The sequence below is a fragment of the Streptococcus sp. Z556 genome (assembly GCF_053010225.1).
The window spans coordinates 158,053-181,200 of the sequence record NZ_JBRKNU010000004.1; the positions used below are offsets into that span (position 1 = coordinate 158,053).

23 protein-coding genes and 1 tRNA gene are annotated in these 23,148 nt (G+C 38.2%); 11 read left to right on the top strand and 13 right to left on the bottom strand.

The annotated features are described in order from the left end of the window. Nucleotides 1-2,200: 2,200 nt before the first annotated feature. The 8 genes from pepF to ACVC7S_RS06265 all read right to left on the bottom strand — a co-directional run bounded on the left by pepF (nt 2,201) and on the right by ACVC7S_RS06265 (nt 8,718). Nucleotides 2,201-3,997, bottom strand: a complete 1,797-nt coding sequence (pepF, locus tag ACVC7S_RS06230) for an oligoendopeptidase F (protein WP_447266554.1) — start codon at nt 3,995-3,997, stop codon at nt 2,201-2,203. 10 nt (nt 3,998-4,007) lie between these two features. Next, the gene (locus tag ACVC7S_RS06235; protein WP_447266555.1) at nt 4,008-4,751 is read right to left on the bottom strand and encodes a 16S rRNA (uracil(1498)-N(3))-methyltransferase; all 744 of its coding nucleotides are present in this window, start codon (nt 4,749-4,751) and stop codon (nt 4,008-4,010) included. A gap of 1 nt (nt 4,752) precedes the next feature. Next, nucleotides 4,753-5,703, bottom strand: coding sequence for a 50S ribosomal protein L11 methyltransferase (prmA, locus tag ACVC7S_RS06240; protein ID WP_447266556.1), 951 nt, complete (start codon nt 5,701-5,703; stop codon nt 4,753-4,755). Between the two features lie 137 nt (nt 5,704-5,840). After that, complete coding sequence (locus tag ACVC7S_RS06245) at nt 5,841-6,314, bottom strand: GNAT family N-acetyltransferase (protein ID WP_447266557.1); 474 nt, start codon at nt 6,312-6,314, stop codon at nt 5,841-5,843. Nucleotides 6,315-6,372: 58 nt separating this feature from the next. After that, nucleotides 6,373-6,741, bottom strand: coding sequence for a hypothetical protein (locus tag ACVC7S_RS06250; RefSeq protein WP_447266558.1), 369 nt, complete (start codon nt 6,739-6,741; stop codon nt 6,373-6,375). Then, nucleotides 6,738-7,166 carry an NUDIX hydrolase gene (locus ACVC7S_RS06255; RefSeq protein WP_447266559.1) on the bottom strand — a complete coding sequence of 143 codons (429 nt, stop codon included), beginning with the start codon at nt 7,164-7,166 and terminating at the stop codon, nt 6,738-6,740. The genes ACVC7S_RS06250 and ACVC7S_RS06255 overlap by 4 nt, the downstream gene beginning before the upstream one ends. 1 nt (nt 7,167) lies before the next feature. After that, nucleotides 7,168-8,229: a site-2 protease family protein gene (locus ACVC7S_RS06260; protein ID WP_447266560.1), complete on the bottom strand. Its 1,062-nt coding sequence runs from the start codon at nt 8,227-8,229 to the stop codon at nt 7,168-7,170. An 18-nt stretch (nt 8,230-8,247) separates the two neighbouring features. Then, nucleotides 8,248-8,718 carry a DUF3013 family protein gene (locus ACVC7S_RS06265; RefSeq protein WP_447266561.1) on the bottom strand — a complete coding sequence of 157 codons (471 nt, stop codon included), beginning with the start codon at nt 8,716-8,718 and terminating at the stop codon, nt 8,248-8,250. A 115-nt stretch (nt 8,719-8,833) separates the two neighbouring features. Between ACVC7S_RS06265 and ACVC7S_RS06270 the strand changes: the two genes are divergently transcribed. From ACVC7S_RS06270 to ACVC7S_RS06280, 3 genes are all read left to right on the top strand, one after another. Then, complete coding sequence (locus tag ACVC7S_RS06270; protein ID WP_447266562.1) at nt 8,834-10,105, top strand: replication-associated recombination protein A; 1,272 nt, start codon at nt 8,834-8,836, stop codon at nt 10,103-10,105. 264 nt (nt 10,106-10,369) lie between these two features. Continuing rightward, nucleotides 10,370-10,442: transfer RNA gene (locus tag ACVC7S_RS06275), tRNA-Lys, on the top strand. 352 nt (nt 10,443-10,794) lie between these two features. Then, the gene (locus ACVC7S_RS06280) at nt 10,795-11,310 is read left to right on the top strand and encodes a DUF308 domain-containing protein (protein ID WP_020900386.1); all 516 of its coding nucleotides are present in this window, start codon (nt 10,795-10,797) and stop codon (nt 11,308-11,310) included. Between the two features lie 271 nt (nt 11,311-11,581). Here the strand turns inward: ACVC7S_RS06280 and ACVC7S_RS06285 are convergent, their stop codons facing one another. After that, on the bottom strand, nt 11,582-12,670 hold the full coding sequence (locus tag ACVC7S_RS06285; RefSeq protein WP_447266563.1) for an AI-2E family transporter: 1,089 nt from the start codon (nt 12,668-12,670) through the stop codon (nt 11,582-11,584). Between the two features lie 9 nt (nt 12,671-12,679). Continuing rightward, nucleotides 12,680-13,969 carry a DUF308 domain-containing protein gene (locus ACVC7S_RS06290; RefSeq protein ID WP_447266564.1) on the bottom strand — a complete coding sequence of 430 codons (1,290 nt, stop codon included), beginning with the start codon at nt 13,967-13,969 and terminating at the stop codon, nt 12,680-12,682. A gap of 784 nt (nt 13,970-14,753) precedes the next feature. Between ACVC7S_RS06290 and ACVC7S_RS06295 the strand changes: the two genes are divergently transcribed. Continuing rightward, nucleotides 14,754-15,899 carry a low temperature requirement protein A gene (locus tag ACVC7S_RS06295; RefSeq protein ID WP_173304495.1) on the top strand — a complete coding sequence of 382 codons (1,146 nt, stop codon included), beginning with the start codon at nt 14,754-14,756 and terminating at the stop codon, nt 15,897-15,899. A gap of 153 nt (nt 15,900-16,052) precedes the next feature. Here ACVC7S_RS06295 and ACVC7S_RS06300 read toward each other — a convergent pair whose 3' ends face one another. Beyond that, nucleotides 16,053-17,534 carry a M protein trans-acting positive regulator PRD domain-containing protein gene (locus ACVC7S_RS06300; protein WP_447266565.1) on the bottom strand — a complete coding sequence of 494 codons (1,482 nt, stop codon included), beginning with the start codon at nt 17,532-17,534 and terminating at the stop codon, nt 16,053-16,055. Between the two features lie 296 nt (nt 17,535-17,830). On the opposite strand from ACVC7S_RS06300, the gene ACVC7S_RS06305 reads away from it, so the two are divergent. From ACVC7S_RS06305 to ACVC7S_RS06330, 6 genes are all read left to right on the top strand, one after another. Then, nucleotides 17,831-18,067 carry a GlsB/YeaQ/YmgE family stress response membrane protein gene (locus tag ACVC7S_RS06305; protein WP_000964741.1) on the top strand — a complete coding sequence of 79 codons (237 nt, stop codon included), beginning with the start codon at nt 17,831-17,833 and terminating at the stop codon, nt 18,065-18,067. A gap of 98 nt (nt 18,068-18,165) precedes the next feature. Beyond that, nucleotides 18,166-18,729, top strand: coding sequence for an alkaline shock response membrane anchor protein AmaP (gene amaP, locus ACVC7S_RS06310; protein WP_289014739.1), 564 nt, complete (start codon nt 18,166-18,168; stop codon nt 18,727-18,729). 10 nt (nt 18,730-18,739) lie between these two features. After that, nucleotides 18,740-18,910, top strand: coding sequence for a DUF2273 domain-containing protein (locus tag ACVC7S_RS06315; RefSeq protein WP_000454669.1), 171 nt, complete (start codon nt 18,740-18,742; stop codon nt 18,908-18,910). Between the two features lie 11 nt (nt 18,911-18,921). Next, a complete protein-coding gene (locus ACVC7S_RS06320; RefSeq protein ID WP_000072931.1) occupies nt 18,922-19,506 on the top strand; it encodes an Asp23/Gls24 family envelope stress response protein in 585 nt (194 codons plus the stop codon). Nucleotides 19,507-19,547: 41 nt separating this feature from the next. Next, entirely contained in the window at nt 19,548-19,751 is a 204-nt protein-coding gene (locus ACVC7S_RS06325) for a CsbD family protein (protein WP_000102420.1), read from the top strand. Between the two features lie 546 nt (nt 19,752-20,297). Next, nucleotides 20,298-21,107 carry an LPXTG cell wall anchor domain-containing protein gene (locus ACVC7S_RS06330; RefSeq protein ID WP_447266566.1) on the top strand — a complete coding sequence of 270 codons (810 nt, stop codon included), beginning with the start codon at nt 20,298-20,300 and terminating at the stop codon, nt 21,105-21,107. A gap of 229 nt (nt 21,108-21,336) precedes the next feature. Here the strand turns inward: ACVC7S_RS06330 and ACVC7S_RS06335 are convergent, their stop codons facing one another. Then, nucleotides 21,337-21,792 (bottom strand): GNAT family N-acetyltransferase, encoded by a 456-nt coding sequence (locus tag ACVC7S_RS06335; protein WP_447266567.1) that lies wholly within the window; start codon nt 21,790-21,792, stop codon nt 21,337-21,339. Between the two features lie 69 nt (nt 21,793-21,861). Between ACVC7S_RS06335 and ACVC7S_RS06340 the strand changes: the two genes are divergently transcribed. Next, complete coding sequence (locus ACVC7S_RS06340; RefSeq protein ID WP_447266568.1) at nt 21,862-22,521, top strand: prepilin peptidase; 660 nt, start codon at nt 21,862-21,864, stop codon at nt 22,519-22,521. Between the two features lie 52 nt (nt 22,522-22,573). Here the strand turns inward: ACVC7S_RS06340 and ACVC7S_RS06345 are convergent, their stop codons facing one another. Further along, nucleotides 22,574-23,137, bottom strand: a complete 564-nt coding sequence (locus tag ACVC7S_RS06345; RefSeq protein WP_447266569.1) for an aminodeoxychorismate/anthranilate synthase component II — start codon at nt 23,135-23,137, stop codon at nt 22,574-22,576. Between the last annotated feature and the right edge of the window lie 11 nt (nt 23,138-23,148).

Consider the following 23,148-nt stretch of genomic DNA (forward strand, 5'->3'; position numbering starts at 1 on the left):
TCAATTCTGCTTGTGCTGATTTCAAAACGTTTAGCTTAGCTTCATTTTGTTTTGTCAAATCCACAAGACGTTTTTTAGATTTGTCTAGTTCTTTTTTATCTTTATCTAAAGTCGTTTTAGCAATGGTAAGGTTATTGTTTAGAGACGATAGTTTTTCATTTGCCACAGTCTCTTCATTTCTTTGTTTTCGATTAAAATTATCTAAAGCTTCTTTCGCTTTAGTATAGGCTGGATTTTTAGGATGTGTGATTTCATTCCAAACATAACGGAAAGTTGTCTTCGGTAAGAATTTTACACGTTTACCGTTAAAATAAAATTCAGAGCGATTTTTATCTCCATCCTTATTTTCTGCTCTTGCTAAAAAATGTGAGCTATAAGGATTACTATAATACGTCTCACCGTTATAAGTATAACTACTTCTTTCAGATGGGCTAACTACAGATGGTAAGGTATTATAAACATCTCTATTATTATCAGATACAAATGTCAATATACCATAACCGTTAGTTTGCGTCATAGCAAGCCCAGTCCCTGAGGCAGCTAATAAAGGTATTCTATGTCCGTAGTTATATCTATTCACCTCATTTGGATTATCAGTACCATAACTACTTGCATTATTATAATCATGGAAGTAAGATAATAATTCATCATAAGCAATCTGTTTTTCATCTAAAGTTGATTTTTCTTGTAATGAACCCTGAGAAGCATTTTCTGTTTCACCCTTAAGTTCAAACTCACTTGTTTTCAAAACAGTATCATGACTCAATTCATTATTTCTTGCCATTTCATCCGTTCTGGCTTTTGCCCATTTCAAAGCTTTATCCGTTACCTCAGGCACTGGGATATCTATACCATTTATACGACGTAATTCTACTAGATACTCTCTTATATATCTAGAAACTTTTTTATAATCTACAACATGAGGTTTATCAACATCATCTTTAGAGTTTACTATTATTGTTTCAGTTTTTTCTCCGTTAAAGTCGACATTTTCATTTGAAACAACATAATATCTTTTACCATCTTTACCTATCCAAGATGAATATTCAGGAGATAATGTAGTTGACATAGAATTATCATCACTTACCTTATCTTCTTTTAATTGATGTTCTACTTTTTCTGTTAAAAATTCAGATCCAGCCGACTTTACATTCTTTTCAAGATTAGAACGTGTCTTATTTCCTCTTTCTACAAGCGCTTTTCTTTCTTGCTCTGCTTTTGATACTGAATTAGTTAAAGAATTTACTTTATCTTGGTTCGCTTTCACTTTCGCATCTAATTTCTCAGTTGCTTGTTGAAGCTCGCGTAGTGTATTCCAATCAAAAGAATTCTCTGCTACCCTTACTTTGTCTTGTGCATTTTTTACGTCTGCTGCTCTTTGATCAACCTGAGTTTTTGCCTTATTAACAACTGTTTGTTGGTTCTCGACACTTGTCTGAGCTTGTTTCTCACCTTGTTTTGCTCCAGCCAAATTTTCTTCGGCTTTCTTGACAGTTACTTGTTTTGCGGCAAGATCCTTTTCTGCATTTTTAATTTTCTCAGGTGTAGCTTGCTTAGCAAATTCTTGAGCTTGTTTCAAAGCGTCATCTGCTTTGTTCTTATTAGTTACAGCAGATGCATACTCTTGTTGCGTTTTATCAACAATCTTCTGAGCATTCTTTTCTTCATCAATTGCTTTGTTTAGTTTGACTTCTGCATTTTTTACATCTGATTCTGAAACTTCAACATCCTTTTTGGTCTCTGATTGACTGACAGTAGTTTTATTCGATTGTTTATTTGTAACCTCATCTGCTTGGACATGACCATTAAAAGCAGTTACTATTGCAGTTGCAACTCCCAAACCAATCAGCACTTGTTCCTTTTTCATAAAATTAACCTTTCTTTTTAAGCGTTTATATTTTATATTTTATCATATATTTCTATATTTTTAAAGAATTACGATATTCTTAGAAATTGTTTATAAATCTATACCTTGCATCTATAATTACATAAAACAACTTAATTATAAATTGTAATATATAGTTCCTCATCAACTTCTGAACTAAATTCAATCATATAGAAAACAAAAAGGATGATTAGTAATACCGATTCCGTTATTAATTCTGCTTTGCAATTACGACCCTAAACACTTTTCTTGACAATCACTACAAATAAAGCAAAAGTCCCATTAGCATCATTCTAGAATGACCTCTCTATTCCCTTATTCCCCCAACTCAGCACTGTAGGCGATAATCTGGTCAACTGTGTCTGACAAGAACTGGATGGTATCACGGAGTGGTTTGTCTGTTGAGATATCGGCTCCGATAATCATGGCTGACTCAAGCGGTGTCTTGCTGCCACCTGATTTGAGGAGATTGAGCCAGTCTTCGGCTCCATTCTCAGAATTTTTCAGATGGAGATAACCTGCTGTCGAGATGACAAGTCCAGCTGAGTAAGTGTAACTATACAAGCCCATGTAATAGTGAGCTTGGCGCATCCAAGTCAGAGCTGCATCGTCATCAATCTCAATGGCATCTCCCCAGAAGTTCGTCAAGACTTCCTTCATGATGCTGTTGAGTTTACTTGCTCCAAAGGTTTCACCCTCTTCAATCAATGTATAAACCTTGCGTTGGAAGGCCGCTTCCAAGAGGTGGGTGATAAAGTTATGGAAGTAGGTGTCTGTCAGACGATGAGCAAGAGCGAAGCGTTTCTGACGAGGGTCATCAGACTGGTGCTCCAAATAATCACTTAAAAGCAATTCATTGAAGGTTGATGGCGCTTCGACGTAGTAAGTCGACATATGGGCGTTGAAGTAACTTTGGTGATTATCTGAAAAGATGAATTGACCAGAATGCCCGATTTCATGAATCAAGGTATAGACATCACTCAAACGACCTGTCCAGCTCATAAGGACATAAGGATGCACACGATATGGATCCGTTGCATATCCCCCAGAATCCTTGCCACTATTGGCAGCGAAGTCCACCCAACGTTCTTCTTGATAGCGAGCAATTTCCTGACAATATTCTTGCCCCAAAGGTTCTACTGACTTCATGACCAAATCATAGGCGTCATCAATAGTCACTTCAGGATTGAGGGCACTGTCCAAGTCCAATTTCCAGTCTGCAAAGGTCATCTTTTCAAGACCATTCACCTTGGCAACATGCTTGAGGTATCTCTGAGCGACTGGCGCAAATTCCTGCATAATGAGGTCAATCTGACGATCAAACATGGCACGGTCTACTTCCTGCTCAGCTAAAAGATAATCAAAAACTGAGTCGTAGCCCTTCATATCTGCCAGTAGTTTTTCAGACTTGACTTGAGCTAGATAGGCTGCTGCAGCTGTATTCTGGTGCTTACGGAGTCCTTCTGAGAAAGAACGGAAGGATTTTTCACGCACCTCCGCATCCTCGTGGTTTTGGTAGAAATTCTCATAAGTTACAAAGCTGTTTTTGTAGGTCTTGCCATGGGCTTCAAAGTCATCCATTTCAAAATCCCCAGCTCTCATCTTAGTATAAATGTCCTGTGGACTGTAGAAAACTTCACCGAGATTGGTCAAGGCCTTCTCCACATCTGCCCCTAGATAGTGGGCTTTTTTGATTTTTGCCTGACGAATGGCTGCCGTCAAATGTGGCAATTCACCCAAACGGTCCAAGACTTCCTCGTCTGCTGCCACCAAGGCATCGTCAAAGAAAGTCAAGGCTACGCTGGCATCTGTTTCAAATTCCATCCCAGCTTGGGCAATGTTGGCAAAATCTTCATTGCTATAGTCTGTCGTCTGAGGCATAAAGGCGTAATTGCCGATATGGCTCATCTGGATGTAAATTTGTTCCAATTCCGCAAAGGCCTTCTCAAAATCCTCAAAAGTGTGAAGATTGCCCTTGTAATCACGGCTAAATTGGTTGATATCTTCGCGAGTCTTTTCGATTGCTCGCAAGAAATCCTCACGGTCTTGGTATAGGGCTGTTAAGTCCCAAAGTTCCTTTTCTGGAAATTCTGAACGGTGTTTTTGTTCCATTTTCTTCCTCTTATTTTTCTAATTCTACTAAAACACTAAGGGCTGATAAAGCATACAGTGGGGCTGTTTCTGCTCTTAGAATGCGAGGTCCTAGGCCTGCCAAGACGGCTCCTTTGGCTTCAAAACTTTCGATTTCTGCAGGTGATAGACCGCCTTCTGGGCCAAAGATAAAGAGTAATTTGGCTCCTTTTTCAAGACCAGTGACTGCTTGCAGAAGCGCAGCGGCTTCTCCCTCTTTTGCTGATTCTTCGTAAGCCACTACGATAGAGTCGAACTGATCCAGTTGCGATAGAAAGTCTGCTTTTTTCTCAAAAAGTTTGACACTCGGTACCAAATTACGCTTGCTTTGCTCGGCTGCTCCAAGGGCAATTTTTTCAAGTTTTTCAACCTTTTTGCCCAATTTCTTTCCGTCCCACTTAGCAACGGACCAGTCTGCAGGAAAGGCCCAGATTTGACTAGCACCCAGTTCGGTTACTTTTTGAGTGATGAACTCTAGCTTGTCTCCCTTGGGAAAGCCAGAGGCAATGGTCACTTGGACTGGCAGTTCCACATTGTCAGCTAATTCTTTGACTAGCTCCAACTGACGAGCCTCCACATCTAGCACGCGCGCCAAACGCTTGATCCCATCATCAAAGACTAGGGTCACCTGGTCATCTTCTTTTAAGCGCATGACCTGAAACATGTGCTTGCTGGTTTCCTTGTCCTCGATGGTGACTGGCGAGGTAGCATTACCCTTGACAAAATACTGCTGCATGCTAGCCTCCAATCACACCTGAAATATCCTTGGTCTTCTTAAAGACACAGGCATTCCATTCTCCTTGAATCATGTGGGTTTCAAGGAAGAATCCAGATGACTCAGCTGACTCTCGCACCTTGTCCCACTTGTCCTTGATAATGCCACTCATGATCAGGTAGCCTTCGTCCTTGACCAAACGATAAGCATCGTCCGTCAGATGAATGAGGATATCCGCCAAGATATTGGCCACGATGACGTCTGCCTCAATCTCAACACCCTTAAGCAAATCGCCTGGCGCTACATGGATGTTTTCCATACCTGGATTGAGCTCAATATTCTCCTGAGCGACTCGAACCGCCACGTCATCGAGGTCATAGGCAAAGATTTCCTTAGCACCAAGCAGCGAGCTGGCAATAGAGAGAACCCCTGAACCAGTTCCCACATCGATCACTGTTTCGCCACCACGAAGAACCTGCTCCAAGGCAAAGAGACTCATCTTGGTCGTCGGATGGGTTCCTGTCCCGAAGGCCATACCAGGATCTAGCTTGATAATCTTTTCTCCCGTAGTCGCCTCATAGTCCGTCCAAGACGGCACAATGGTCAAGTCATGAGTGATGCGGGCGGGCTCGTAATATTTCTTCCAGTTGTCTGCCCAGTCTTCCTCAGCCAAGGCAGTCGTCCCCGTCTTGACCTCACCCAAATCCATAAAGTCTGTCAATTCTGCTAGACGAGCCTGCAAATCCGCCTCAACCACTGCCACATCAACCGTATCAGGATAGTAGGCTGTCACCACGATTTCTTCTTGCTGCTCGACTTCAGGGAATATCTCACCAAATCGATCCACATTTCCCACATAGTCCATACTGTCCTCGATCGCAACACCTTGCGCCCCCAGCTCAATCAAGAGATTGGAAACTAATTCCTCCCCCTCACGCTTAACTGTAACTTTTAACTCTTGCCATGTTTCCATAATTAAGATACCAAGCCCGTAAAACACAAAGCCAAAATAGGAAACTCTCTGAAGACGCTTGTGTCTAAGAGAAATTTATCTTTTTGGCACCGTGTTTAGGGCGGGTTCAGTTTAGAAATGTAACCGAACCATCCTTTCTATTTGTCAATCAATTTTTTCATGTAGACCATATCCATACCTTCTTTTTCAGGTTCGATATGGGTTTGGCAGTAGCCATTTTTCTCATAAAAAGCGACCATGCCCGCATCCTGTAATACCGTACACAAATCCCACTGTGTGATGGTTGAAAATTCTTTTTCCAGCAAGCTCAGTCCCTCAGATCCATATCCTTTTCCTTGATACTGGGGCAAAATCGCTGCCGTTCCCAACCAAGCATTCGTTAACTCTTCATTGGTCTGAATTCGTAAAAAACCGATAATTTCGTCCTTTTCTTTTATAAAGTAGTAATAACTATTAGGACGCTCGACTAGTTTCCATTTGATTCGTTCGCGGTCCTCCAGATAGGGATCATACTCATCTTGGTATTTTTCATAGACAGCCTTAAAGCTAGCTCTTTGAATAGCAATAATAGTTTCTAAATCCTCTGCTCCTGCTCGGATAATCTGAATCATACTAATACCTCCAAATTCACTCTCTCAACTCGCTTCCTACGCCCTTCCACACGCTGTTTTACTGACCCTTAAATTCCTCAATCACATCTGTATAGTGTTCTTTCATTGCGCTATGAATCTGATGTTTAAAAATACCAAACGTAAGGTAATAAACAAACAGAACAATTCCTTCAAGCAGTAACAAAAATAAAAAATATACTGAAAATGAAAGTGGTTGAGTATTCTCACCTTGTAAAGACAGAACATACAGTAACCCCCAGATAAGGGCCATAGAAATCCCAGCTACTTTCGTACCACTTTCTCTCTGCTTCTTTAACTTTAAATATTCCATATAGATGAATGTAGCTTCTTCTCTAGAATATTGTCCAGTTTTTAGTTTGCGTTTAACTTCCTTGTTTAACGTCGTTGTTGCAATTGCAAAAATCATTTTACTTCCTCCAAATAATCCTTCAATCTTCCTTGCAACTGAGGTACTGCATGTTTAGAATTTAGAAACTCCTCAATGCCCATCAGTTTATAGCCCTGTCCTTCATCACCAAAGACGATACTATCAAACTGTTCCTGCCTTAACTTGCCAACCAAAAAGACGGATTCCTTCCCCTCAAAAAGCATACTTGGGTAAACCTTACTCCAAAGCAGACAATCCTCAGTTAAATGAATCCCCAGTTCTTCATAAACTTCACGCGCCGCGCACTCAAAAGGATTTTCATCACCCTCTCGTCCGCCACCTGGCAATTCCCAGGTATTAGGGTATGGAATGTTTGATTTGTCATCACGTAAGATGGTTAAGAGCTTATCCCCACAAAAGAGGGCAATTTTGCAACCAGTAAAATCAGAAATTTCTATTGCCATATCAGACTCCTTCGGCTAATTCTTTCTCCAACTCTGCTAACCAACTTTCATAATAACGTTTCTCATCTCGCAACATGCGACTAGTATTCATTTTCTGTCTAGCAATCTTTATAGCCTTGCGAGTTTGAGCCATGTCTTTCCTTGCCTTAAATTGATACCAGGCTTGAATGATCTGCATGTCTGCCATTTTTAGAGACAAAAAGGATTTAACTCCTCGATTACTTGCATACACCTCTGCTTTCTCATAATCTCCTTCTAGCAAGGCTATTTGAAGAAGGTATAATTGAGAAATCGTTTTAGACATTGGATTATCTGTTTTCTCTAGCATAGACTGAAACTGTTGCTTTGCGAGCTCTATATTATCATCCAATATGAAGACCAAGCCCTGAAGAGTCTGAACACTTTCTGCAAAACTCCCTCTCGCATCTTCAGCAACAGGCATGATAAAGTCTTTCAAATCATATTCTTGAGGAGCTAGCAAGGTCTGGGCAGAATGCCTCAACACCAAGTAGGCGTATTTGGTATTTTCAGGGTGGTGTAGCAATTCCCAGATTTTCGCTCCATCGGTAATCCCAACTGGCTTAGCATTGATGAGAAGAAAAGATACATTAAGACAAATCCAAGTAGCCGCAAAATACCAGCTTCTTGTCAAAAATCCGTACAATATCGCTAATAAAATCAAACTAAGATGAACTATCAAGCCACCTGCAAGCATCAGGATGATTCTTTGGTCGCTTTCATCTTCTTTCAATCCAATATATTGAGCACCAACATTTTTCAGAACGGCTGTTCGGCTAAGAGAAAACTTGCCTAACTTTTTGGTCAAAAGAAAATTCCCTAATCCAAAAGCCACCAGTCGATAGCCTGTCAGGTAACCGCAGACTGCATGTCCCAGCTCATGAAGGATAAATATCAGATAGATGCTGAAAAAAGTAAATAGGTAGCCTGGAACAAAGACAAACGAAAAATCTAACTCTTTAAAGGCAATTGTTCCAAAAGCAAATCCTAGCATCAAAAAAACAAAGGACAGACCAGAGATAAAAGACAAACCTATTTTCTTCATATACTTCCTCGTTAGTTTCTAATACCTCGGATAAGGATAAAATTCTCCCTCTTCCAAGCCAACTTTTCCTTCTTCAAAGACTTCTTGGTTCCATTCCATGACAAATTCTTCTGTTTCTGGGTCTTCCAAAAAATCCATAAGCGCATCCAGCCCAACCTCGGCAGTATCTTTGAGGAATAGTGAAAAATAGTTTAAAAATTCACGAGAGAAGCCTTTCTTTGGTAAGTAAGGGATGACAGTCAGATAATCGTCTGCATTGACGGTTGACTTAGCAGGATTGTAGAAAAGGACTGCTTCTTCAAAGAGAATGTCGTCTGATGACACCTCTCCGTCCTCGTCCAGCATCTCTACTCCCGCAGCATTTTGTGCTTCCAATAAAAAACTCACTTCAACTGCATGATTGCGCTTGTCCCAGCTAATCTCAAAGTCAAAGGGAAAGTTCTTGTCCAATTCTTCCTCTAAAACATCTAAAAATCCGTATGTTGCCATTTTGTCCTCTTTCTATGCGACTCTTAAATCGCCCCGATTACTCGGAATTATGCTAAAATAGATACTACCATCTTACCACATATACATCAGAAAATCCATGTTAGAAAGGACTGCTATGCCAGACAACCTCGCGCTTCGCATGCGCCCAAAAACCATCGACCAGGTCATCGGTCAGGAGCATCTGGTCGGACCTGGAAAAATTATCCGTCGTATGGTGGAAGCCAATCGTCTGTCCTCCATGATTCTCTACGGACCTCCAGGAATCGGCAAAACCAGTATTGCCTCTGCCATCGCTGGAACGACCAAATATGCCTTTCGGACCTTCAATGCCACTGTTGATAGCAAAAAACGTCTCCAAGAGATCGCTGAAGAAGCTAAATTCTCAGGAGGATTAGTCCTGTTACTAGACGAGATTCATCGTCTGGATAAAACAAAGCAAGACTTTCTTCTGCCACTCTTGGAAAGTGGTCTGGTTGTCATGATTGGCGCTACGACTGAAAATCCCTTCTTTTCTGTCACTCCTGCCATTCGTAGCCGTGTTCAGATTTTTGAATTAGAACCCTTGTCCAATCAAGACGTCAAAGAGGCGATTCAAATCGCTCTAACTGACCCTGAGCGTGGTTTTGACTTCCCAGTTGAGCTAGATGGAGATGCGCTGGATTTCATCGCAACCTCTACCAATGGAGACCTCCGTTCTGCCTTTAATTCACTAGATTTGGCTGTTCTCTCTACCCCTGAGAATGACAATGGTATCCGCCATATCACGCTTGATATTATGGAAAATAGCCTCCAACGAAGCTATATTACTATGGATAAAGATGGAGACGGGCACTACGATGTTCTCTCAGCCCTGCAAAAATCCATCCGCGGATCAGATGTGGATGCCAGTCTCCACTATGCAGCCCGCTTGATTGAAGCTGGTGACCTTCCTAGCCTAGCTCGTCGCTTGACTGTGATCGCTTATGAAGATATTGGTCTGGCCAATCCTGAGGCGCAGATCCATACCGTGACTGCTCTAGATGCCGCTCAAAAGATTGGTTTCCCCGAAGCTCGCATCCTCATTGCTAATGTTGTGATAGATTTGGCACTTTCGCCCAAGTCCAACTCAGCCTATGTGGCTATGGATAAGGCTCTTGCCGACCTCAAATCATCAGGTCATTTGCCCATTCCGCGACATCTGCGTGATGGTCACTACAGTGGAAGCAAGGAACTGGGGAACGCTCAAAACTATCTCTACCCCCATAGCTATCCTGGACACTGGGTCAAACAAGATTACTTGCCAGAAAAAATTCGAGATCATCACTACTTCTCTCCAGAAGATACTGGCAAGTACGAACGGGCCTTAGCTCAACGCAAGGAAACCATTGATAAATTAAGAAACTTGTGAAATCCTTTTCAAAAAAAATAATTTTTCCTCTTGAATTTTTTTAAAAAAGTGGTATCATATAAATATAGAAACGCTGTGGTGTACGACTTCACACTTAAGTGTTGACCGACTATTTTTTGTATTATTAGGGAAACAAAAGTCTTCTAACAGCATGTAGGCCGTCTCACACGGAAACAGCTTCAGTTAGAGCGAGTTGCCCACCTGCTTAATTGCGCGGGTTCAATACAAACCGTGAAGTTTCGGCACCAATACAGCTTTTTATTTGCCTTCTTAGCTCAGTTGGTAGAGCAGTAGACTCTTAATCTATGGGTCGCAGGTTCGAGCCCTGCAGGGGGCATCTAAATACAACAGGAAAAGCCTTGATTTACAAGGCTTTTTTGCTTGTCTATAACTGATTTAACCCATCATTTGTCCCACATTTTAAATCTATCTTTTCTTTTTGAATCAAATTACATCTTTACAAATAGTGTAAAGCCAGTTACTTTTGCTTTGATGCCATACAATATTTTCATGTAGAGAAGACAAATTTTATCTTCTCTTTTTATTTTCAAAATAATAAAAACTGATTTTCTTTTCATAAATCAGACTGAAACTTCCAAATTTTCCATTTTGTTTATTGATATTTCCTCTAAAAAGGTGTATAATATTTTTATTATCAAACTATACTATACTATATAGGGGGTATTGAAATGAAATTTTCTAATCGTTTACTGCTATTCCTTGCAGGAGTTGTTTTTGTCCTTTTAGCACTCTTTCTATTTACAGACCCAGTAGCTAATCTTGTTGCTTACAGCTGGTGGATTGCATTTGGTTTACTGGTTGCTTCTATAGCAGCTATTTTAGGCTATTTCTCTGTACCAAAAGTGCTTCGCTCACCAGCTCATCTTTTCCAAGGGATTGTTAATCTTCTCTTGGCTCTTTACCTCGTTGCCTATGGCTTTGTGACGCTACCAGTTGTCATTCCAACTATTTTAGGAATTTGGTTAATTGTAGAAGCCATTATAGCTTTCTTTAAAGGCAATCGTCTGGGATTGATTTTCCCTATTATTGGCAACCATATCATGTGGATAGCGTTGCTTGCATTTTTACTAGGTCTAGTGATTTTGTTCAATCCAGTAGCTACAAGTGTCTTTGTCGTTTATGTCGTTGCCTTTGCATTTTTAATTGTTGGTTTCACCTATATCCTTGATGCCTTTCGTAAATAATCTAGCTGCCATTTTGGGCATATTAAAAAAGCTGGGAAGTTACATTCTCAGCTTTTTATTTGCCTTCTTAGATCAGTCGGTAGAGCAGTAGACTCTTAAGCTATGGGGCGCAGGTTCGAGCCTTGTAGGGGCATCTAAATCAACAGGAAAAATCCTTGGTTGCAAGGCTTTTTTTGACGTCCAATAGCTTTTTGTAGCAAAGTATTTAAAAATAAAAGAGAAGAGAATCTCTCACTCTCTTCTCAGTATATCTTATTAAATTTAGTTTTTCTTAATCTACCTGATTTTCCTTTGCGACGACAAATTCTTTAACCAGTCGATAGATAACAGCAAATACGGGGGTAAAGAATATCATTCCAAGTAGTCCGAAAAGATTCCCTCCGATACTAGCAGCCGCAAGCGTGAAAAGGGCTGGTAAGCCAATAGATTGACCCACAACTTTGGGATAGATAAGGTTTCCCTCAATCAGCTGTATAATTTGATAAAGAAGGATAGACAGTAAAGCTTGACTTGGACTGACTGTAAAGATAAAAATCGCTCCTAGCACACAAGCAATCATAGGACCAACATAAGGAATGAAAGACAGCACTCCTGCAAAGATACCTGTCATTACCCCATAGGGTAGTCCAAATAGGCTATAGCCAACCGCTACCATAACTCCTATGATGACTGCTTCAATTAGCTGACTCATCAAAAACTGATCATAAGTTTCTAGTCCTATTTGTCCGATGTAAGCCAACTTTGTCACTACCTTCTCTGAAAGTAAGACTTTCAGAAGTCGGCTCGTCATCGCTGCCAAATGTTCCTTACTGGATAAAAATGAAAAGGTGAAGACTATAATCAAAAAGGCATTCATCAAACTTGAAAAAATATTGCCGATATTACTAGTCAGACCCGATAAGAAACCTATCAAGGCTTGGCTAATAGAACTAGACTGTCCCTGTATGCCTGATACAATAGTTGACAACATGTCTTTGGTTACAAATTCCGAGCCGTCTAGCAATTTCCCAAGTTGAGTCAGGACTGTTGAAAGGACTGTTCCCAGCTGACTAATAGTCTGAGCTAGGGTTGGTAGCACCAAAACCAAAAGACCTATCACGATTAAGATAAGAGCTAGGAAAACAAGTACCATGGCAATCGGACGACGCAACTCTGCCTTTACCTTCATTTTAACTAGGAATTCTTCAATTTTTTTCATGGGAACATTGAGCACAAAAGCAATAACAGCACCATAAATCAAGGTGGAAGTCACTTCAAAGAGAGATACTGCTCCTGATATAAAACTTGATGCATTCAGAATTACAAGAGTAACCAGCCCTATAAAAAGTATTAACGGGGTGTATTTTTTTACTAAATTCATAAATTCTCCTTAATAAACATGTTTAGATACGACTAAACTATTTGGTTTTTCAAACTCTCGGTCAAGGTAGGCTTGATAAGTTCCTGGTGCGATAAATCCTTTGGGTGAGAGGATATCTGTTCCAGCCTGACCGACTATGGTATCTGCCAAGAGCACACAGTTTGTGGATAAGACAAAGTATGATTTAAACTTAGATTTGTTAAATTTATAAAGCTCACCCTCCGTCTCATGTTTGATTTTATAAGCGTAGATGTAGTCTTCCTTGCCATCTTCCATTTTAATTTTATCTGCACTTGGCTCCCAAGGAATCGTCAGTTGTTTCAATTCAGCCAACTTTTTCTGAACTGCTTTTTCCATTTCAGGTGTCAAATCTATTCCGTAAGCAAAAAGTGTTTTTTTACTCTCACGTTTACATAGATCAATGTACTTATCGCGGTCACAGAAATATAAGACACCATCTCCTACCATACCAAATAAGGTCTCAGATGACGGGTCATAGTTGCCATAAGAAATAACACGGCCCTGATAGCAGATATCCACATGACCAATAGCTGAAAACAGCGAGGTCTCAGCTGTATGAACAAAAATTTCTAGCTCTGCTGTCTTACCAGACTTCATAATTCCAAGATAGATTTCCTCTTCCTCATCAGCATTTTCCTGCATGAATTTATTGATTTTTGCTAAAGTACTTGCAGGGATGAGAGCGGCTAGGGCAATAGGTAAGCTCATTCTGACACGACGTTTGAGATGGTTTTTCCCAATTTCCTTTTCAAATAAGAAACCGTCACGGATATTGGACACACCATAAAGGCAAAAATAAGCCCCTAAAACAAAGAGTTGAAAGACAGAATTTCCCGTAGAGGACAAAAGACTAGTCCCACCAAGAAAAACTAGTACGAGACCATCTAGTAAGAAACGAAAACGAGGTCGAATTTTGTTTTTGCGGTAGAGAACATAGGTGACAAGGTTGATACTAGCATGAAAAATCTGATAAATTCCAATCACAAGAGCCAAAATATAAATTGGCACATCAGTAGCAAGATTCGAGCCTAGCAAATATCCCATCACTAACAATTTAACCAGTGCAACTCCCAAGGTGTCCGTTGACTGACTTTTTTTGAAAATACGTAATACTAAATCTAAGACCGTTGCTATCCAAGCTAAAAACAGAACCAGTCGAATAACCGTCACTGGCAACCAAGTTCCCGTGACCATCAAGATAAGACCTAGCAGAACAAACAAGAAACCCTGAACAAGTAATTTCTTACCTGTCAGACCTAAAGAAAGAATTTTTTCCATAAAAGACCTTTCAAAAATAATAATTAAGCCCTTTGATCAAATTGACTGGTAAATAGCTGACGGCACAAACAGCCTGTGCCAGCAAGACATGGCGACTGACTGTAGCAATGTCACCATCTTGTCTTTTGCACTTCTGAAATTTGTTTTATTGAGTCGAAATCAGAGCTTTTAAAAACTAGCTAAACTTGAAAGCTAACCATAATTGCTAGATAAAAAAGGTGCAACCAATCCTTCTTGTAAAGGTAGGAAAGAATTATATCCATTCCATTAATTATTTATATATTACCTATTGTGACACAATACTCACTATAATTCAACTTTTTACCTATTTAAAACCATAAAGCCTACATAACTCTTTGAAGAGAACAAAAATCTGAATGTAATAAGATAGTACCCATTACCCATATTATAATTAGATTATGAATTGAAGCTTTTTGGAACTAAAATTAGGAATAATTGAGAAAGTAGGGAGGGAAATTTTGCTTTTACCCCATTTTGAAATAATTTCATTTTAGATTTTTCTAAGTTTCTTTCAAAGAGCCTGCAGGGGGCATCTAAACAACAGGAAAAAGCCTTGATTTACAAGGCTTTTTTGTGTAGTCTTAGCACTAAAAACGATAGAAAAAGCGGCCCTTCTGTACTGACCCCAAAAGTTGGACAGAAAAAACCTAACTTTTGTGGCGCAGTTCATTAGCGCCACATAAAGTTATTTAAGCATCTCCTTTTCTCTCATTACCATTTTCTGTTATAATAAATTGTACTTCTAAAATAGAAAGGTCTTAAGATGACAACTCTTATTAAACATAAACGTGTAGAATTTTCAGAACTTTTTTATGACTTAGTTTTTGTTTTTGCAATTTCAAAAGTAACTACTTTAATCGACCATCTTCATAACGGTATTTTGACTTGGAATTCTTTCCTTGATTTTTTCATTGCTATTTTGGTTCTCATCGATTCCTGGATGATTCAAACCGATTATACCAATCGCTATGGAAAGAACTCTTTATTTAACATGGTAATCATGTTTATCAAAATGGGACTTTTACTCTTTATAGCCAATATGATTGGACCTGATTGGCAACAATATTTTCATTATCTCTGTTGGGCTATTGGTACATTAACCCTTACCTTATTTTTTCAATATTTGGTTGAATTTTTTAGAAAATCAACCGATGATGTTGAACGGGAAAGTATCAAAGATTTTCTATGGATAACAGGTCTAGGAAGTTTAGGAGTCTATCTAGCAGCTCTTCTTCCTATTTACGTTAGAGTCTATATCTTCTTTGCTAGTATTCTGTTTATCTTTATTATGCCAAGTATCTTGCTTAATAAAGATAAGCATTACCAGGTAAATCTCCCCCATTTAATCGAGCGCATCTCCCTTCTTGTCATTATTACGTTTGGAGAGATGATTACGAATCTAGCTAACTTCTTTACAATCGAGAATTTCTCGATTTATTCGGTTCTTTATCTCATTATTATGATTTCTCTGTTCTTGTTTTATTTTGGTCAATTCGACCATGCTATTGATGAAAAATCTAATCAAAAGGGACTATTTCTAATTTACAGTCACTATCCTATTTTCATTGGACTTATGATGATGACTGTATCGATGAGTTTTCTTCAGAATCCTGAAGCTAATCGTCTCTTTGCAACCAGCTTCTCTTATATCGGATTTGGCCTCTTTCAAGCTGCTGTCCTAGTAAATGGGCCCTATAACAAACACTATCTTCGCTATTCGAAAAGTTACTACTGTGTCCAAGCGACACTCTATCTGGCTGCCTTTATTCTCTCTTTAATCTTTGCTTCTAATCCTATAATAGTAGTGAGTATAACAACCATTTTAGCTCTAGCTATAGCCATTCATTTTATTTATTTTTATATGACACAGAATAAAAAATATTCCAAATCTAACTGGGAGTTATTTTAATGAGTTTATAACATTAAAAAGCTTTGGGAACCAAGGCTTTTTTGTTTGTTCTGAACTAAGAAATGACAAGATTTTTAGGATATTCTGAGTCTAATATAGATGGAATTCTTTTCTTATAAGAAAAAACGCTAGATAGCGTTTTGTTATTCTTAGTTACTCGTCTAGTCGAATAAACATCATTGCGTTAAGCAAAGAGATGAGAGCGACTGTATTGACATTATTGGAATAGATCAGTCTCTTATTTTCAATCGGCGGAATAATAAAATTAGAAATAATGATGTCGTAAGGTGATTCTTTTAGAGCATCAAGGGATAACTCTAATTCACTCCAAACTTCCAGTTCAAAATTGTTACTACAATAGTAAGAAAGTGTCTCTGCTACTGATTTTGCATGATACTGATCAAAATTACTCATAACCAAAACCTTTAATTTAGGTTGATTTTGTAAAAGATTTAGCACCAAGTGTTTGCTATGAGTGATAAAAGTATAAGACAAATGATTGACCTTCATTGAATTACGATCCATATCCAAAGTCTCTAGATAACGTTCAATCCCTTCCTTCACCTCTGAAACAAAGCGAGGGAAAATATTTTGAAAGTTCTTGATTGTATTACCTTTTTGATCAAATAGGATAAACTCTGTAGACAATTCCTGACGATGCAGATGCGCCGTATTATGCAGATGCCAAATCAGATTGTCTCTATTGTTTACTTGGAGATTATACTCTCTTGATACCTGATCTACTAGATCGCCCAATAACTGATACGATTTTTTTACATAGCTGTCTGTTTTTGCATGGTTCAGAAATACTTCTTCATCTATGAAAAACATTTTTTGAAAATAGGATACAAATAGTTGACCGATCACTTCTTTATTCAAAGAGATATGATATTCAGAATCAAAACTCGCTACAATCTCTTCGATGCCTTCTGCCTGCATAAACGATTCCAACAATTGATTGTTAAAAGAGTCTCTCTCAACTTCCATGAAATGACCAAACTTTATGCGATATAAATTTGTAACCAGAAGTAATTTTAACATTCTATGAGTTGATAAATTCATCGGGAAAGAAGTTGCTTTATAGACTAATTCCAATAATTGAGACAAGGGTTCTTGAGAAAAATCTTCAAAGGGCCATTCAAGGAAATAATATTTTTCTGAAAAATACTGGGCAAAAAAGTAACGGATATCGATTTCATTTCCAGTGATTTGAACTGGATTGAGGCTAATTTCAAAACGATATTGCTTCTTAATAATTTTATTAATGTGACGGATGATACGGTAAAGAGAGGAAGAACTGATATAAAACTCTTTGCAAATACTATCAGTATCACATCCTTCATTAAAGAAGATAAATTCTAAAATTGAAAAGTGGGTTGAATGCTTAAAAAAATGATGATAGACCATCTCAATATCACTATCATCGGTATTAATGATACGGATGCCGTTTGTTGAGGAATGAAATATCAAGTCAGGAAAGGAAGACCTGACCTGGGACAAGTCATCTTTTACAGAACGTTCTGCACAGTGCAATAATTCTGCTAGTTCCGAAATATGAAACCAGCGTTTGTTTTCAAAAAGTAATTCTAATAATTCTAATTGTCTGTGACTTTTTTTCGATAATAAATCTCTCATGGATAGCTTTTCTCTCTTTATAATAAACTAAAGGATTGTCTTTCAATCTTCATGCAATTATACCACATGGAATGAATTTATCCTCTTACAACGACTTTTGCTTGTCATAAAAAGACTAGTCTAATCCCTTAGAAACCCAGTGGCATCAAGATTTTCTTATTTATTTGTATCTAAAGTACATGTTTACAGTACGGAATTTAAGACGAACTATTATGTTTCCAAGTTGAAATACTATATAATTAGTGTAATCAAAGAAATTGATTCTTTGATTTAGAAATAGAAAAGGAGGATACACTATGTTGTGGTCCATTATTGTAGGAGGTCTTATTGGTCTCATCGCAGGTGCAATCACTAAAAAAGGTGGTTCAATGGGATTGATTGCAAATATCTTTGCAGGTCTTATCGGTTCGTCTGTAGGGCAATCACTTCTAGGAAGCTGGGGACCTTCATTGGCTGGAATGGCTATTATTCCGTCAATCGTTGGTGCAGTGATTGTTGTTGCAGTCGTTTCATTTCTATTTGGTAAAAAATAAGCATTACCTAATAAGAAATTAAAGTGATAAGCCATAATTTTTAATACTATAGACGGGTAAAATTATGGTTTAAAGCTTTTCAATTGAAAGGATTTAATATGTCAAAATCAAAGAAAATATTGTTACTTATTTTCTGTATCTTAATCTTGACTATTTTCCTTCCTATTCTCATAGATTATCATCAGGTCAGTGATTTAGGAATCCACTTATTCAGTTGGAGAGAACTCTACGCTGAATTCCTGATTGCTAGATATGTCTTTTGGGGGACACTTGTCCTATCTGTTTTAGTTTTAATTTCAATGTTAGTGATACTCTTTTATCCTAAACAATATCTAGAGATTCAATTAGAAACTCAAGAAGATACATTAAAACTAAAAAATTCAGCTATCGAAGGCTTTGTTCGATGTTTGGTCATTGATCATCAGTTGATGAAAGAACCAACGGTCCATGTAAATAGCCGCAAAAATAAATGTTTCGTTACTGTTGAAGGGAAAATTCTTCCTTCAGACAACATCTCAAATCGATGTCTAGTCATTCAGAATGAAATAACTCATGGATTAAAGCAGTTCTTTGGTATTGAACGTGAGGTAAAACTTGAAGTTAAAGTAAAAGAAGTTGAACCTCCAAAAACGACCAAAAAGACTGTTAGTCGTGTAAAGTAAGGAAGTAAAAATGGAATGGTTTAAAAAATATCAGTATCCAATTATTGCCGGTTTAGTAGGTGTCATTCTCGCTTGCTTTATCTTATCCTTTGGCTTTTTCAAAACACTCTTTGTACTAATTTGTGGAGCCTTAGGAGCATTTGCAGGATACTATGTTAAGGAAAAATATTTAAATAAATAAAGGAGTCTCGTATGTCAAACGTAGATAAAAATGTAGAAAAAAAAGATGTTGCTGTTGTTTCTCAAGATGTTAAAGGGGAACTCACTTATGAAGATAAAGTAATCCAAAAAATCATTGGTCTTTCACTTGAAAAAGTACCTGGACTTTTGGATGTGGATGGAGGATTCTTCTCTAATCTAACAGAAAAAATTATCAATACAGATAATGTCACTCATGGTGTCAATGTTGAAGTTGGGAAAGAGCAAGTTGCAGTTGACTTGAACATTGTTGTTGAATACCAAAAGAATGTCCCTGCTTTGTACAAAGAAATCAAAGATGTTGTCGTATCACAAGTTACAAAAATGACTGATCTAGAAGTTGTTGAAGTCAATGTGAATGTTGTTGATATCAAAACGAAAGAACAGCATGAAGCAGATTCAGTAAGCCTCCAAGACCGAGTAACTGACGTGGCTTCTTCAACAGGAGAATTTGCTTCAGAACAATTTGAAAAAGTGAAATCTGGTATCGGTTCAGGTGTTGCTGCTGTTCAAGAAAAAGTAGGCGAAGGTGTTGAAGCCGTTAAGGGCGAAGCAAAGGAAAATGCTCGCGTACACTAATTCATCTGATCAAAATCAATCAATTTAAAGGAGGCAGAATCATGTCAACAGAAGAAAAATTAAACCAAGCAAAAGGTTCCATTAAAGAAGGTGTCGGCAAAATGATCGGCGATGAAAAAATGGAAAAAGAAGGAGCAGCTGAAAAAGTTGTTTCTAAAGTAAAAGAAGTTGCTGAAGATGCTAAAGATGCTGTCGAAGGTGCTATTGAAGGTGTTAAAAACATGCTTCACAAAGACGAAAAATAAGACTAAACGTTAATTTATCTTATAACAATAGTAGTCGGAGAGAGAACGTTTCCCGTTCTCTTTTTGTGTATAGGACCCTAAAAACGATTCCGATTCTTCATTAAAAGGAATTGTCAACAGGAAGAGCCTTGGAATCAAGGCTTTTTGCTTGTTCTGAATTAAAAAATGACAAGATTCTTAGGATACTCTGAGTCTAATATAGATGAAATTCTTCATTTATATTTGTCTCATTGAGACTTCCTTTTCTTAAAAATTGAAATTTCATTTTTGTTACCTCTTACATTTTTTTTATGTATATTTCTTTTTTAGTTTTGCGATTTGCTACGATTAAAATATCGTTTTAAAATAATACAATCTTGTTATTTTAAAAAATACTTTATATATATAATATTCCCAAAATTTTTTTAACTAAGTTGTTTTTTGATATTTTTAAGAAAAAATAGACTTTTTTTCTAATGTTGTATAATTGCTTGACAAAACTTAATTAGTCCGTTATTATAGTGACAGTAAGCCAATTTTAGGGAGCTTAAAAAGAAAGGAAATCAAATGTCAAATTCAGTTAAAAAAATTTCTTTAGCAAGTGTAACTGTTCTCACGGCTCTGACTCTAGGTTCAGCATTTGTTAGCAATGTATCAGCAAATGAAGTTCAAGCAAATCTTCCAGCTGATATCCCAGGGACTCTAACTCATACATTGAAACCAACGTATAGAGTTGGAACGACTGTTCAACTTGATAGTTCTAAGCCAATGAATTCTAGAGAAGGATACAAAGTTATTAATCATGTAGATGGTGATTCTGATGAGGTTCCAGCAGGATATGTAAAAGATGAGACTAAACCAAGTTTTTATGTAAATTCTGTTGAGTTAGAAGCTACTGAAGTTCGTAAATTCTTTAAACCTGCTGGAGATGTGAAACCAGCTGAAGATGTGAAACCAGCTGGAGACGTGAAACCAGCTGGAGATGTAAAACCAGCTGGAGACGTGAAACCAGCTGAAGATGTAAAACCAGCTGAAGACGTAAAACCTGCTGAAGACGTAAAACCTGCTGAAGACGTAAAACCTGCTGAAGACGTAAAACCTGCTGGAGATGTGAAACCAGCTGAAGACGTAAAACCTGCTGGAGACGTAAAACCAGCTGGAGATGCTAAACTTGGAGACAAGGTTAAAACTGTGGCAGACTCAAAACTTGGAGTAAATGCTAAAAAATCAGATGATGTCAAAGAAACTAAAAAAGTTTCTGAAGATAAGAAAGAGCTGCCAGCTACTGGTTCTTCAAATTTGATTTCAACTATTTTGAGCGCTCTAGGTGTTTCACTATTAGGAATGCTAGGAATTAAACTTACTAGAAAAAATTAAAAATAAAAAAAGAGTAGATCGGTTTTCTACTCTTTTTATTATTTCCAAAATTGATACCACTTTTTAGATGTTTGTTTAATCAATGACTCTAGTTCCTGATTTTTATTTGTCAGTTCTATTTGTAACTGTTCTTGAGTTTGTAAAGCTTTTAGAGTCAAATCTTGTTTCCAACTTTGAAAGGTAACTGCCTTATCCTCGGATATCCTTGGGACTCTAACTCAAGTGACTGCTATCTACCCTTTTTCATGATGTATTTTCGTATAGGTGTTTCAACCATTTGAACGATTTCAAATCCTTCTTTTTGGTAAAGCTTGTAAGCTGTTTGATTTGCCTCGTAGACATTTAGAGAAATAGTATCTATGTCTTCATTTTCAAAGGCCAAACTAACAAATTTCCTTAATGCCTGGCTACCTAAGCCCTGTCCCTGTTTCTGGGGGTTGATAAAAAATCTCCCGATATGAAGATTCCTGTCTTCTAGCCTGATTTTCTGGATAACCCCCACAAACTCTTGTCCATCAAAGATTGAAAAGATTCCTTCCAAATCTTGCAAGACTTGAATGGTCAAGGGAAAAGGAATCATTGGTCCCATCCATTGTTCTTGAAAGGATTTGCCAAGGGAGTTGGACCATTGGCATACGAGCTGAGCGTTTTCTGTGCTCACATTTTCTTCAAAACGAATTGTCATCTTGACCTCACCATCTTATCTATGTTTCTCCATTATACTACTTCTCCTATTTTTTACGAATAGATAAGTATGATTGATCTTTATTTTTTTCTTGTCGGGAGCATTCTCGCTTCTTTCTTGGGTTTGGTCATTGACCGTTTCCCTGAGCAATCCATTACTCGACCAGCTAGTCACTGCGATTCCTGTCAGACTCGCTTGCGTCCCTTAGATTTGATTCCGATTATCTCGCAGGTCTTTAATCGCTTTCGCTGTCGCTACTGTAAGGCAAGTTATCCAGTCTGGTATGCCCTCTTTGAACTAGGCTTAGGAATCCTCTTTCTAGCTTGGTCTTGGGGCTGGCTTTCCTTGGGTCAAGTCATCCTAATCACTGCTGGTTTGACCTTGGGCATCTACGACTTTCGCCATCAGGAATATCCCTTACTAGTCTGGCTGACTTTCCACCTAATCCTCATGGCTTTCTGTGGTTGGAATCCGATTATGGTCTTCTTCCTTGTTCTAGGAATAATAGCCCATTTTATCAATATCCGCATGGGAGCAGGGGATTTTCTCTTTCTGGCTTCTTGTGCTCTCGTCTTTAGTGTGACCGAATTACTCATCTTGATTCAGTTTGCTTCTGCGACGGGGATCCTAGCTTTTCTCCTGCAAAAGAAAAAGGAAAGACTTCCTTTTGTGCCTTTCCTCTTACTTGCTACTTGTTTGATTATTTTTGGTAAGCTAGTAATTCTCTGATAATCCTGCTCTCTTTTAATAGAGGGCTTTTTAATTAAGTGAAATTATCCAGTTAAATTACTTTCTCAATAAAATTTCGAATAGTGGACAAACCATCTGGCGTGCCAATACTTTCTGGATGATATTGGAAGCCATAGATGGGCAAAGTCTTGTGTTGGAAGCCCATTATGACTTGATCATCTGTCGAACGAGCTGTAACTTCAAAATCTTCGGGTAATTCCTCTACCATAAGACTATGATAACGCATGACTGAGCAGTTATTCTCTATCCCATCATAGAGAATGGATGGAGCTTCAAATTGGAGCTGACTTTGTTTCCCGTGCATAACCTTTGGAGCCAAACCTAGTTTTCCACCGAATGTCTCAGCAATAGCCTGATGTCCCAAGCAAATCCCCAAAATTGGTTTTCGACCTGCAAAATCTCGAATCATTTCCTCCATCTTTCCAGCATCAGCTGGCCAACCAGGTCCAGGGGAAAAGACAAGCGCAACCGCCTTTTCTGCAAACTCATAGAGGCGAGAATCGTCATTTCTCATCACCTCAACAGGAGAAAAATTTCCGATATACTGAGCCAGATTATAGGTAAAGGAATCGTAATTATCAATCAATAATATCACTTTTTTCTACT